This window comes from Vibrio sp. (assembly GCF_984391705.1).
Genome location: NZ_CFHWOM010000008.1, coordinates 46,630 through 61,028, shown reverse-complemented (window position 1 = coordinate 61,028; position 14,399 = coordinate 46,630). Strand labels below are relative to the sequence as shown.

Genomic DNA, 14,399 nt, shown 5'->3' with positions numbered 1-14,399 from the left:
AAATCAGCTTTTTTAGCGTTTTATTATAAAGCAGATTGCTGAGTTTATTGGGTACTGCTATAGTTCACACCTGCAATAAAGGATTCGGTTGCATTTTAATCAAACCCTATCATTTTAAAGCAAGTCAAATGAGTAGCTCGCTAATCTACCAAAATGCAGCAAACGGCGTAAGACATTTTCGAGATCAGCAAATCTTGTTGCCCTACTCATAACTCAATCACGTTGAGTATTTACCGCCAAACATGCGGCTCACAAGCAAATATTGAGCTTGTGAGACTGAAGTGCCCCAGAGCATCCCTCCAGCCGGGAGGCTGCAACGAAATAAGCCATGGGATCTGGCACCGTGAAAGAGAAAAACGGCAACAAGAAAAACAAAAAAATGACAACGAGATTTATCAATGAAAAGAATGTTAATCAACGCAACTCAAAAAGAAGAGTTGCGTGTCGCTCTGGTTGATGGCCAGCGACTTTTCGATCTAGATATCGAAAGTCCAGGTCATGAATCTAAAAAAGCGAATATCTACAAAGGACGTATCACCCGCATCGAACCAAGTCTAGAAGCAGCCTTCGTCGACTATGGTGCAGAAAGACACGGTTTCCTCCCTCTTAAAGAAATTGCCCGCGAATACTTCCCTGAAGGTTACACCTACCAAGGCCGTCCAAGCATTAAAGAAGTGCTAACAGAAGGCCAAGAAGTGATCGTACAAGTCGAGAAAGAAGAACGAGGCAGCAAAGGCGCTGCATTAACCACGTTTATCTCTCTTGCTGGTAGTTATCTTGTTCTAATGCCAAATAACCCTCGTGCAGGCGGTATTTCTCGCCGTATCGAAGGTGATGAACGTACTCAACTAAAAGCTGCACTAAGTACTCTTGAACTACCGCAAGGTATGGGGCTAATCGTACGTACAGCTGGTGTTGGTAAAAGTGCTGAAGAACTTGAGTGGGATTTAAACGTACTTCTGAACCACTGGGGCGCAATCAAGCAAGCTTCTGACTCTAACGCTGCACCTTTCTTGATTCACCAAGAAAGTAATGTGATCGTTCGCGCTATTCGTGACTATCTACGTCGTGATATCGGTGAAATCCTTATCGATAGCAACACTATCTACGAACGCGCTCTTGAGCACATCCGTCTAGTTCGTCCTGACTTCGTTAGTCGAGTGAAGAAATACGAAGGCGAAGTGCCATTATTTAGTCACTATCAGATTGAAAGTCAGATCGAATCAGCGTTCCAACGCGAAGTTCGTTTGCCTTCAGGCGGCTCTATTGTTATCGATCCAACAGAAGCTTTGACTTCTATCGATATCAACTCAGCTCGCGCAACTAAAGGCGGTGATATTGAAGAAACTGCACTAAACACCAACTTAGAAGCAGCCGATGAGATTGCTCGTCAGCTACGTCTACGTGACCTTGGTGGCTTAGTCGTTATCGACTTTATCGATATGACACCAGTTCGCCATCAACGTGAAGTTGAAAACCGTCTGCGCGACGCTGTTCGCATGGACCGCGCACGTGTACAAATTGGCCGTATTTCTCGCTTTGGCTTGCTTGAAATGTCGCGTCAGCGTCTTAGCCCTTCTCTAGCAGAAGCGAGCCACCATATCTGTCCTCGCTGTACGGGTACGGGCGTAGTTCGTGATAACGAATCATTAGCGCTATCTGTACTTCGTTTAATCGAAGAAGAGGCATTAAAAGACAATACAGCACAAGTTTTAGCTGTAGTTCCTGTACCAATTGCATCTTACCTACTGAACGAAAAACGTCGCTCAGTAAACCATATCGAGCGTACGCAAGAAGTGAAAATCACTGTTGTACCTAATTCAGATATGGAAACACCTCACTTTGACGTTATTCGTGTTCGTGAAGGTGAAGAATTTGATCTTCTTTCTTACCTACTTCCTAAAAAGCTTGAAGCTATGAAGGAAGCTGAGGGTCGTGAAGCTCCAGAAACTGAAGCTAAACCAAAGAAAATTGAAGAGCCAGTTCTAAAAGGCTTTGCTTCTCCTGCTCAATCGGCACCCACTCCGCCGAAGCCAGCTCCAAAAGCAAAAGAGAAGAAACCAGCAGTTGCGGAAGAATCTCAACCAGGTTTAGTAAGTCGCTTCTTTAAAGCTCTAGGTAGCTTCCTATTCGGCTCAGGTGCTGAAGAAGAAAAAGCCAAAGAAGAGAAAGCTAAAGAAGAGAAGAAAGACGGCCAACGTAACAATCGTAACCGCCGTAATCGCAACGATAACCGTCGCCGTAACTCTCGCGATAACCGCAACGAGAATCGCAAAGACAACCGTGACGATAAACGTGATAACAAGCGTAAACCGCAACCACGCGATGAAGCTGCTTCTGATAACAAACAGACTAATGAGCGTAAGCAACAAAATCGTAAGCCAAAACAAGATCGCCGTAACAAGCGCGATGAAGTAAAGGCGAATGCTAAAGTTGCAGAAGAAGGTCTGAAGTTAGCATCTGAAGCACAACAGGCAGACAAGCCAAACCGTGCAGAAGAAAAAGCAGCGAAAGTTAAAGAGCGTCGTCAACGTCGTAAGCTGAATAAGCAAGTTCGCGTTAAGGACCAACAAAAGGCCCAAGCTGAAGCTGTAGAAGATGTGAAACAGGTGCAGGCTGAATCAGTAGCAGAAACTGTGGAGCAAGCAGTAGAAGCAGTGAATGCTGAAGAGGCAGAGCAACAGCCAAAACAACGTCGTAATCGTCGTTCTCCTCGCCACCTGCGAGCAAGCGGACAGCGTCGTCGTCGTGGTCGTGACCGTCGCCCTAACCCATTCCGCCTACGTAAAGGTGGTGTTGCCTCTCCTGAGATGGCAATGGGTAAAGTTATGCCTAGCTACGGCATCACCAAACCTAAGCAAAAGCCAAAGAAACAAGAGGCAACTGAAGCAGTTGAAACTCAAGTAACGCTGGGTGGATTCGCATGTCCTGAGATGGCAATGGGTAAAGTGATCGTTCGTCGCGAACAACCTATTGTTGAAACAGCGGTTGCACCTGTTGTTGAAGAACAAGCAGTTGTTGAACAGGTTGTTGAAACACCAGTAGTCGAAGCACCTGCTGTTAGCGAAGTTACTGAAGTCGTTGCTGAGCAGACAGTTGAAGTGCCACTTGAATCTAATTTAGTCGTAGAAGCGGCAGAAACAAAAGTTGAAGAGAAGCCAATCGAAACGGTAAGCTCTGAGATTATTGTTCCAACATTCAAAGGCCACGCTTCAGCCCCTATGGCAAAAGCACCGGGAACATCAGAAATGAAGGAAATTACTGTAAATGCAGCTCCTTTACGTACTGAACGTTACCAACTGAAAGGTGCAGGTAGCCAAGTAGCAAGCAACCAAGCGGGTGCTGCGATGGCGAAGCCTCAAGGTTACTAACTAGTACTTGAATTGAAACAGCTCCTATTTAGGAGCTGTTTTTTTATGTCTCAAGATATCTTCTGGATTCGCATCTGTTATTTATCACAAATATTGGTCAATATATGGTTCATTCTTGAACTTAATCACACTTTTCGGTAGCATTCGCCGACTCGAACTGAATTCCGCTCAAACGGCTATTTTTTGTAGCTGCGACTATCGCTGAGCAATAGCTTTATACACTCTGCTCTTTTACATTGCATTTTACCTAGTGCTAACTAAAGCTTAATTCAGACTCCATCTAAATACTTAGCAAAACTGAGCAAGCATGTTTGAATTCCCACAATTTTCTAAGCACTCTGTAAAAAATGATGTGCTCTCTGGTCTAACAGTGGCCTTAGCACTGGTTCCTGAAGCCGTTGCATTTGCATTTGTTGCAGGCGTAGACCCAATGGTAGGCCTCTACGCTGCATTTATCGTTGGCTTAATCACTTCGATCTTTGGTGGTCGTCCAGGCATGATCTCTGGTGCAACAGGCGCCATGGCTGTTGTGATGGTATCTCTGGTTGCAACGCACGGCGTTCAGTACTTATTTGCAGCAATCTTGCTTGCTGGTATCCTTCAAGTTACAGCTGGATTATTCAAGCTTGGTAAGTTCATCCGAATTGTTCCACACCCGGTAATGATTGGTTTCGTAAACGGCTTGGCTATCGTTATTTTCCTTGCTCAGTTGGGCCAGTTTAAAGCACCAGATCTTACAGGCGCGTTAACGTGGCTACCATCCGACCAAATGATTCTAATGCTCGGTCTTGTGGCTTTAACAATGGCGATTATCCATTTCTTGCCTAAGTTCACAACTGCAGTACCTTCATCTCTAGTGGCTATTGTTACCGTAACCGCACTGGTTGTAGGTTTAGATCTTGAAACACGTACTGTTGTCGATTTCCTACGCACGATGTCAGGTGATGAAGCGGCAACACTTGCAGGCTCTCTACCAACCTTCTCGATCCCAGCAGTTCCGTTCACGTTCGAAACTCTGCAAATCATTCTTCCTTACGCAATCATTTTGGCGGCGATTGGTTTGATTGAGTCTCTACTGACACTCACCGTTCTTGATGAAATGACTAACACTCGTGGTCAATCTAATCGCGAATGTATCGGTCAAGGCATGGCAAACATGACCTGTTCAGTATTTGGCGCTATGGGTGGTTGTGCGATGATTGGTCAATCAATGATCAACGTAAACTCAGGTGGCCGCGGCCGTCTGTCTGGTATCGTAGCCGCCGTAGCATTACTCATGTTTATCTTGTTCGCATCTGCACTCATTGAGATGATCCCACTAGCAGCGCTGGTTGGTGTTATGTTTATGGTAGTGATCGGCACATTCGAATGGGCAACGTTCAAGCTAGCGCGTCGTGTACCAAAACAAGATTTCTTTGTCATCGTTCTAGTAACTGTTGTTACCGTACTAACTGACTTAGCTGTTGCTGTTTTCGTTGGCGTTATTGCCTCAGCACTTATGTTTGCTTGGCAACATGCAAAACACATTTACGCCGATACTTGTATCAATGAAGAAGGCTCTAAAGAGTACAAGATTCATGGTCCAGTATTCTTCGGCTCTGTCGCGAATTTCCTAGAGATCTTCGACGCCCATAATGACCCAGTAGATGTTATCGTTGATTTTGCGGACTCTCGCGTTACCGACCACTCAGCAATTGAAGCCATTGAAACGCTTGCTGAGCGCTACTCTGCTCAAGGTAAAACGTTACACCTTCGTCACCTGAGCCCAGACTGCCGTAAGCTTTTAGACAAAGCTGGTAGCCTAGTAGAGATCAATGTGAAAGAAGACCCTAGCTACAAAGTCGCAACGGACGTACTCGCTTAACAGAGAAAAAACTTTAAAGGGCTTCCGATTGGAAGCCCTTTTTGTATGTTGTCCGCAGATCAATGTGATAACGCCACAATCTCATCTGGCTTTAATGCAACACGAATCGTCGTACCGTTGGTTAAATGCTTAGCGCCTCGTAAATGTGGATCATCAACCATCAGCACTTCCCCCCCGACATCAATACCGTATCGAATCAGATGGCCTAAGAACTCTCGGTGAAGCACTTTACCCTCTAACTGAATCATTCCCTCCGCTACGCTACCGTGGCAGATCCCCAAGCTTTGAGGTCTGAAAATGAGTGATAAGTCTTGTTGAGGCTCAGCAGAATAAGGGAAATAGATACCGTTACTCGACACAAAATGACTTCCAGTTGGACTCTCCTCAACGTGTCCATGCAGCACATTGGCCGTGCCCAAAAAGTCGGCAACAAACTTATTCGATGGATTATCATAGAGATCCATTGGGGCTCCTACTTGCTGAATGACACCCTGATCTAAAACCGCGATTCGATCTGAGATAGTATTTGCCTCCTCTTGATCGTGAGTGACGAAAATGGTCGTTAAACCTAATTGGCGTTGTAACTCCAACAAGTCGCGGCGCATTTGCTCTCGTAGATTCGCATCTAGGTTAGACAGAGGCTCATCCAGCAATAGCACTCTTGGTTCAACCACTACAGTTCTTGCTATTGCAACCCGTTGCTGCTGACCACCAGACAGCTGCGATGGCCGACGGTCAGCCAAATGATGCAAACCAACTAAATTGAGAGCATCATCAACACGTCGTTTGATCTCAGCTTTTGCAACCTTACGCTCTTCTAAACCGTAGGCCACATTTTGCCTTACCGTCATATGTGGCCATAGAGCATAACTTTGGAAAACCATACCTACATTTCGCTTCCATGGTGGCTGTTCAATGACGTTCTCGTCACCCAACAGTATTTCACCTTGAGGAACAGGTCCAAACCCCGCAATTGCACGCAGTAGAGTCGATTTTCCAGATCCGGAAGGGCCAAGAAAAGCAAAGAACTCTCCCGGCTCAATTTGCAAATTAACTCCCTTCAATACCTCGGTTTCACCAAACGATAAAGTGAGATCTTTAATTGAAATACCAACTTGTTTTGTATTACCTAAACTCATGTTCAAATCCTTTTGTTAGTGGCCCTTCATACCATGTGCCTGTCGTGTACGTTCGACGATGGTGTGTGAGATGTATGTAGCCAATCCGACGATCAATACGGCAATAACACCAAGAGCGGCACCAGGCCCCCGACCAGCTGCACTTTGCATAAATAGATAAAGACCGTAAGCGAGAGGAGCATCAGACTCTTGCGAAACCAGCATGATGGTGGCGGATAACTCCACCGCTGCCGTAGCAAAAGCCGTGACAAAGCCGGCCAATATCCCTGCTGCCATTAGTGGCACGACAATGCGTCGGATGGTTGTGGCTCTGGTGGCACCAAGGTTTTCAGACGCCTCTTCTAAAGATGGGCTCACTTGCTGCAGTGCCGCCACACACGAACGCAACGCATAAGGTAATCTACGAACCGCTAGAGCAATGACTATGATGCCCCACCAAGTCGCCATAGAAGACCCGACAAAAGGCATATCTACATCGTAAAATGTTCTTAGGTAACCAATACCTAGTACGACGCCAGGCACTGCTAGAGCGGCCATTGCACCAAAATCTAACCATTTTCGGCCAACCATTTTTGTCCGCCATACTAGATATGCGATTGCAGTCCCCAGCACAATGTCTATCAACCCAGCCAACCCTGCATAAAGCAACGTGTTGGTGATAAAGTCCGAAGCTTGCGTAATTGCGGTCGAATAGTGATCCAATGTATAAGCATCCGGTAATGGGCTAAAAGACCAGATCGTGCCAAAAGACAGCAGCAATAATGCGAAGTGTGGTGCTAAGACGAGCATCAAGATGACACCTATCACGGCATAGCAACCCAATTTTTCCATTGGGCGAAGTTCTCTTTTCGATAAACCACCACCGCCTTTTTGTGTTGTTGAGTAATCCTTTCCACGCAAAGCTAAGAACGAAACCCATAACGCAAATACAGAGAACGCGACAAGAATAACCGAGATAACGTACCCCATAGGATCTGAAATGCCGACAGATGAAATCCGTAAATAAGCTTGAGGGGCAAGCATATTATTCACGTTTAGCAGCAACGGTGTTCCCAAGTCATCAAAGACTTTCACAAACACCAGAGAGGCTCCGGCCACATATCCAGGCATTGCTAGCGGGAACACAATACGACGAAACAGCTTAAGCCCTGATGAGCCTAATGATTGAGCGGACTCCTCCATCGAACGATCAATATTTTGTAGAGCTGCAGAAAGGTTGATCAATATGAAAGGAAAATAGTGGACACTTTGGACAAAAATAACCCCATTTAGACCTTCCATAATTGGAATTGTGAATCCTAAGTATTCATCCAGAATTAGATTCATTGTGCCATTTTCGCCGAACAACAATTGCATGGCTACTGCACCAATAAAAGGCGGCATGATCAAAGGGACAATTCCTAGAGTCTGGATTAGGACCGTTCCTTTAAACTGAAAACGACTGGTAAAGTAGGCCAATGGCATTGCAATAATCGAAGCAACCACCACAGACATAAACGCAACGTAAAACGAGTTAAAGAATGATTCTCGGAACAAACTCGAATTAAAGAAGTCTTGGAAATTAACCAATGAAAAACTGCCGTCACTGCCCTGAAAGGCAACAAATATGACTTTAATAACTGGTATAAAAAGGAACACCAATATAAACAGGCCAATGATGATAGCACTCAAATAGAGTCCCCAATCCTCACGGACTTTTTTCATCAAGCCACTATTTTCCTTTTTCTCGCTATTACTCGTTCGAGATAGAGATGCACTACTCATTTGAGTCTCCATTACTTGAATAAAAAGCCCCCCAGACACCGCAGGTAAGAGGTGTCTTCCTATGACGGGGGGAAACAGGAGGGTTAAAGAATATCTAGCGCTTTCTCGGCTAGTTGAGTTGCTTGCTCATAATTCGCCACGACTTTACTGTCCCAATCTTGCTCAATTTCAGCTTGACGAGCTCCAACCTTATCGGTCTGTTTTTTGCGTTTTTTGGTGAAAATCGCAGCAAATTCTGGATCACTAGCCTGCTCAGCGGTGATTGGCATCTGGTTGATCAGCAGCTTCGCTTGCTCAACCAAATGTAACGCTTCAGTGTTATTGGCTTGTTTCGCTGCAGCTTCTGCTTTCTGAACGCTTTTCGTTGCTTCTCGAAGTTCATCGAGTCGGTAGGTAATCATCACATCAAAGAGGCTGTTTACGACGTTGTAACGCGATTTAGAGAGTGAAAGGTCAAAATCAACACTACCTAATTGCTGTCCAGTAAACGGGTTGGGGAAACCTTCCGGTGTGCTGGCATATACTGCTGGATTAACAGGCAATCGCTGAATCTTTTTGTTCAACAGCAGTTGCTGACCTTGTTCAGACAAGAGGAAATCAATAAACGCGCTTGCAGCTTCTGAGTTAGGCGAATTCTTAATTTTACCAACATTCGCCGGCACAAGCGCGGTGACCGTAGGGTAATGGAAATCAACAGGGAAGCCCGTTGCTTTTGATGATAAACCGAAAAAGTCTATAACAATACCGACGCCAAAAGAGCCACTATTGACACCATCAGGCACACCAAAGCTACGTTCTGTCACTGTTTTAAAGTTACCGGATATCGCTTTAAGTGTCGTCCACCCCTGCTGCCATCCTTTACCTTGCAATATCGCTTCTACCGTTAAATGAGTCGTTCCCGATCGTGACGGCGCTGACATACCCACATGCTTGTGATAAACCGGATTAGAAAGGTCTTCCCATTCTTTAGGTACCGGTAACTTTTTCGCTTTCATATAGCGCTCATTCCACATCATACCATAGCCGGAAAGAGCAAACCCTTTGTAGAAGCCATCAGGATCATTGATCGGAAATGAACCGACCGACTCAGGTATGCCTTCAACCGAAGAACTGTATTTTTCTAAGAGCTGATTATCTTTGAGCACTTCAAAAGCGTCAGGGGCTGATGCCCAGAAAATATCAGACTTATTGTTTGAAGAGGTTTCTTGAAGATATTTTATCCCTGCGGTTGTTTTCTTAGATAAAATTTCGACTTTAACTTCAGGATATTTTTTTTCGAATGCGGTCTTGTAGACATCGGTAACATCGGTAGGGAAAGACGTTACGATAACTAGATTTTTATCAGACATTGCTAACGCAGAAAGCGGGCCCAGTGCAAAGCCAACAGCCATCGTCAAAGCAAGTACTTTAGTTCCATTTTTCATATTGCACTCCATGATTATTTATAGGGTAAAGAGACCAAGCTCTTCCCTATATAAGTCAAATGGCGTGCCAATGTTGCAAAAATGTAAAATTATGTATATTCAGTGAGTTATAGATTCACCTCGAACCACGATAGGTCGTTTCTCGGATATAAAGTAAAATTTGTAGGTCAAAAACAACCTACTCAGTGACACCTCCTTCAACCGTATAATCTTCGCGCTTCAAACCGTACTTCTTCATTCTCAAATATAAGTTCTTTCTGGGTATGTCTAGGTACTCAGCCGTATCACCAATATGGCCATTATGCTGTGTGAGCGCATGATGCAAAGTCCGAAGTTCAAATTGCGCGAGTTGATGTGAGAGACTAGTACACTCTGCTTTATGCTGTTGGGTAATAAGATCTGAAATACCCAGAACTATTCTATCGGCTTCATTCATTAGCTCTCGTACATTCCCAGGCCAATCATGACTAATCAACTGTTGGAAATGTACTGGGCTCAAAGGCTGTGCTTTTTTCTTCAAACGCTTTTCGGATTGGTGAATAAAGTGACTCAATAGTAACGGGATATCATCTTTTCTATCGCGCAAGGGAGGGATATCTAGTGCTGCCACATTTAAGCGATAGTAAAGATCTTGTCTAAACTCTCCAACCTGAGAGAGTTGCAATAAGTCTTCCTTAGACGCGGATAAAATCTTTAAATCCACTTTGACAGGTACATTGCTACCCACCCTCTCAAGTTCCCCTTCTTGAACCACGCGAAGTAAACGAATCTGCGCACTCAATGGCATGCTTTCTATCTCATCTAGAAATAAAGTACCACCGGATGCAAACTCAATTTTGCCAACCCTTTTTTTGCTCGCCCCAGTAAAACTTCCCTGTTCATGACCAAAAAGTTCAGACTCGATTAAGTTCTCAGGCATGGCGCCACAGTTGATTGCAACAAAAGGCGCATTTTTCCTTTCAGACTGAGTATGAAGCATCCGCGCAATCATCTCTTTACCGCTGCCTGTTTCGCCATTAATAACAATATTGACGTCAGCATTAGCAAGCGTCATCAAACGTTGCTTGAGTTTTATCATTGCCTCTGAGCGCCCAAGCAGAACTTCATCTAAAGATATTTGCCGCTGGTTATCCTGCTTCAAACGGCGGTTTTCCAGGATCAGTTGCCTATGTTGGATAGCCTTGGTGACCAGTCCAACTAAATGCTCAGGCCTAAGTGGCTTTTCAACAAAATCAAAAGCACCGTTTTTTATGCAAAGCAGGGCTGTCTCTATATCAGCATGACCAGAAATTAAAATGACCGGGATCTGAGGGTCAACTTGCTGGATATGTTCCATAAACGCTAACCCGTCCATTGAAGGCATTCTAATGTCAGACACGACAGCCAAACTGCAACCATAGGTAATACAAGGCAACGCTTTATCCGCTAACGAGAATGCACTAACCGTAAAGCCGTTCAACTCTAAAATCTCTGTTAAGCTTTCCCTAAGCTCTTTATCATCCTCGACAACTAATACGTGGTTTTGAGACATAACGTCACCTCCGTTCCTTGGTTAAGTGTTGATGTTAGTTGGATGCTGCCTCCAAAATCATGAATAATGTTGTGCGTGATAGACATCCCCAAGCCAAGCCCCTTGCCCACCTCTTTGGTGGTAAAGAATGGCTCAAACACTCTTTTAATTTGAGCATCACTCATACCGCACCCGTTATCACTAAGAACAACATAGGCATATTTACCTTGCTCTATTGCGCAAACCTTGATGAAAGGTGAGCGTCCATCATCAATCTTCTCCAATGCATCAATACTGTTGCTGATAAGATTGACGAACACTTGCTCTAAGCGAATATCATTCGCCATCACTCTCATATTTGTAGGTACATCAATATTGATAAACTCACGTGGCAAAGTTTCGCTAAACAAATCTAAAGCATTGTATATGGCAGATGTTAGACAGATAGACTGACAGTAATCGTCACTTTTTCTTGCAAAAGATTTTAAGTGTTGGCAAAGCTTGGTCGCTCGATCCGTCACCGCATTAATTTTGTCTATCTTGAGCTTTGCTTTTTCGTTCTCACCTGTCATCAAGTACTGCTCGGCCAGGTAAGTATTAGAGCGAATGGCAGCTAAAGGTTGACTAAACTCATGCACGATTCCGGTCGTTAGTTGACCTAACACCGCTAACTTCCCTGCTTGGATCAACTCTTCTTGGGTCTCTTTCAGTTCTTCTTCTGTGCGTTTTCTTTGCTGGACTTCTACCACCAACTGCTCATTTGTCTGTTCCAAAGATTGGGTGTAATCACGCAGTTGCTGAGATTGGTGATAGAACACATTGGTAGCGTCTGCCAACAAGGCTACTTCATCTTTCCCAGGCACATGAATCATCTGTTGAGGCTTGCCCTCTGCCAAATGACGCATGCTTTTTAATACATAAGCGAGCCGATTCAAAATATGTTTTTTTAAGAACCATGCCATTACCAAAGTCATTGCCAGGATAGCTGACAGAGCCATATTAAGTTGTTGCTTACTTTGATTAATTGTCTCTGTGAGGTCTTGCGTCATGGCCGTATTGACCCTTTCCGCATCTTCAATCGCTTGATCGATTATGACTTTAATTCTCAAGATCAAATCACGATTTTCTTCTAGCAGTGTTTCGTTTTGTTCATTTAACACCAATACTCTTAGGCTACGCTCGACAACGCTATTCGAACCATCAATGTGACGTTTCAAACCTTCCGCCATTTGCCGTAATGTGATGGTACTAGGTATTGCTCGTAACACTTCAATTTGTTGATCTATCGTGTGCAAGTTTTCATCGACCATGCTTTGCGCTGAAAGCACATCATTGCGTGAAGGTAATAATGGGATTCTCTGCAGTAGGTCGAGAACTAAGTTCACATCTGCTTCAAACTTCAATAACTGAGCTTGGACATACACCTCACTATTAAGTCGTTCCATTTCAGGATCAGATAAGCGCTGAGTCTGCTTAAGCGCGGCAACAAGTTGACTGAGATTGTATTGACTCTCTGTCGCCAAAGGCTCAACTTCATCAACAAAATCGACTTGCAACCAGTGAAGCTGCTGACTGATTTGGTTTTGTATTGCTCTAAGACGCAACTTCTCTTGGCTATTAACAAAGATCTTAGTGATATTGAGCTCAAGAGCGTTCACTAATGCGAGTAACTCAACCTGTCGCTGAGAAACAAGCCCTACATCAGCCAATTGGATTAATACAGGTAAACTCGCTTCGAGGTTGCGCTCTGCTTGAATTAACGACGCTACCGAGTCTGATGATGCGAGCTTGGAAGACTCTGTAATAATCATCCCGCCGGTGTGTGCAATCTTTGCCGCTGAAATCAGAGTGGGAAGTTGGCCATGAATAGTCGTTTCTACACTGTCTGCGACTTGCCTGAATGAGTAAAAATTGGTGAGGACAGCGGTACTCGCAATCCCACCAACAAGCGCAAATATCGCAAAGATTCGGGTAGCAATACTATGACGTTTTTTCATTCCACCCCACCCTGCTCTACGTGTAGAGCCAATAGCTCTAACTGTCGAGTTGCCTCAGAGAGTGTCGTAGCTAAATCTTTCTGCCAAGATGCTGTCAGACGCTTATAGAAATTCTCATAGCGATTAACTGGGCTTAGCTTTGAGTTCAAGACGGGGTCGATGGCTACCGACTCATCGATGGGTATAACTAATACTTTGCTTCGGATCTGATTCAGCTCTATGCGTTGCTCTTCCGAGAGCTGACTTAAGTTAGTCTTGTGCCAAAGCATCCAAAACGTTTGCCAATCGGCAAGGCGTTCCGTCACAAACAGGTCAAACATCCGATTGACTATATGGTATCGGGATGCCGACAACTGAGCATCAAACTGATAGGCCTGCTGAGACAGCTGCATCGCATTTCCTTGCTCCAGTGGAATACGATTTAGCAATGGAGAAGACAAAAGATCTTGTCCTGCCTTGCTCAACAGAAACTCAATAAATTGGGTTCCATCGTGGGTCGACTTTCCAGATACATAAGCAATTTGTGCCGGTATCAAAGGCGTATTAGGCAGAGGGCTAAACCCCACGTTATGACCGGATTCAAACGCATCTTTGTAGAAGAAGTCAACCACAGGGGCGACTGCAAAACGCTGTTTAATGATACCTTGTCGAACGCCAAAGCTCCGAGCTGTAATCGTTGAAAGGTTACCACTTAACTCAGCAATCAACTGCCAACCTTGTTGCCAGCCATGCTGCTGCAAAATCAGTTCAATCACTAAATGGTTGGTGCCAGATCGAGAAGGAGCACTCAATGCCACTTTTCTCGAATACTCAGGAGCCAGAAGAGACGACCATTGCGACGGTTTGTCGAGTGAATACCTTGTCAGCATATCGTTATGCCAGAAAAAACCAAACCTAGACCAAGCAAAAGTAATCGGCGTTTCGATGTAATCCATTTTCTGCATCAGAGCCATTGCATCTGAAGAGGAGATCCACACCAAGTCAGGCATAGGTTGCCTTTGCTGCATAATATGAGCAATAAGTGCAGGTGTTTTCTTATTCATGAATTGGAGTGTTGAATGGGGGTATTTTGCCTTGAATTCCTTTTCTATATGGGAGTAAAAGCTTTCAGGAAAGGAGGTAAGAATGACCGTCGCGGACTTTGCACTCAGTGGCGCAATCAGAATGAACAACACAACCAATATACGGATCAGCATGAGATCAGCCTCCTTAGAGTGAGCTGATAACATTATCCACAATTAACCAAATTGAAACATAACTGAAACATTCATTTGTGACGTCAGAGTTATCTCTGCCGCACAGAGAATAAAAAAGCTCCCGTAGGAGCTTT

At 44.5% G+C, this 14,399-nt stretch carries 8 protein-coding genes; 2 read left to right on the top strand and 6 right to left on the bottom strand.

All coding sequences use genetic code 11. The annotated features are described in order from the left end of the window. The first annotated feature begins 398 nt into the window (after positions 1-398). On the top strand, positions 399-3,371 hold the full coding sequence (rne, locus tag AC4MRV_RS08005) for a ribonuclease E (RefSeq protein ID WP_491186907.1): 2,973 nt from the start codon (positions 399-401) through the stop codon (positions 3,369-3,371). Between the two features lie 307 nt (positions 3,372-3,678). Next, positions 3,679-5,235 (top strand): SulP family inorganic anion transporter, encoded by a 1,557-nt coding sequence (locus AC4MRV_RS08000; protein WP_491186906.1) that lies wholly within the window; start codon positions 3,679-3,681, stop codon positions 5,233-5,235. 59 nt (positions 5,236-5,294) lie between these two features. Here the strand turns inward: AC4MRV_RS08000 and AC4MRV_RS07995 are convergent, their stop codons facing one another. The 6 genes from AC4MRV_RS07995 to AC4MRV_RS07970 form a co-directional block, all read right to left on the bottom strand. Then, positions 5,295-6,374 (bottom strand): ABC transporter ATP-binding protein, encoded by a 1,080-nt coding sequence (locus AC4MRV_RS07995; protein WP_491186905.1) that lies wholly within the window; start codon positions 6,372-6,374, stop codon positions 5,295-5,297. Between the two features lie 15 nt (positions 6,375-6,389). Then, positions 6,390-8,138 carry an ABC transporter permease gene (locus AC4MRV_RS07990; RefSeq protein WP_491186904.1) on the bottom strand — a complete coding sequence of 583 codons (1,749 nt, stop codon included), beginning with the start codon at positions 8,136-8,138 and terminating at the stop codon, positions 6,390-6,392. Positions 8,139-8,221: 83 nt separating this feature from the next. Continuing rightward, positions 8,222-9,562: an ABC transporter substrate-binding protein gene (locus AC4MRV_RS07985; protein ID WP_491186903.1), complete on the bottom strand. Its 1,341-nt coding sequence runs from the start codon at positions 9,560-9,562 to the stop codon at positions 8,222-8,224. 178 nt (positions 9,563-9,740) lie between these two features. Further along, a complete protein-coding gene (locus AC4MRV_RS07980) occupies positions 9,741-11,093 on the bottom strand; it encodes a sigma-54-dependent transcriptional regulator (protein ID WP_491186902.1) in 1,353 nt (450 codons plus the stop codon). After that, positions 11,072-13,069, bottom strand: coding sequence for an ATP-binding protein (locus AC4MRV_RS07975; protein ID WP_491186901.1), 1,998 nt, complete (start codon positions 13,067-13,069; stop codon positions 11,072-11,074). Before AC4MRV_RS07975 ends, AC4MRV_RS07980 begins: the two co-directional genes overlap by 22 nt. After that, on the bottom strand, positions 13,066-14,265 hold the full coding sequence (locus AC4MRV_RS07970; RefSeq protein WP_491186900.1) for an ABC transporter substrate-binding protein: 1,200 nt from the start codon (positions 14,263-14,265) through the stop codon (positions 13,066-13,068). The genes AC4MRV_RS07975 and AC4MRV_RS07970 overlap by 4 nt, the downstream gene beginning before the upstream one ends. Between the last annotated feature and the right edge of the window lie 134 nt (positions 14,266-14,399).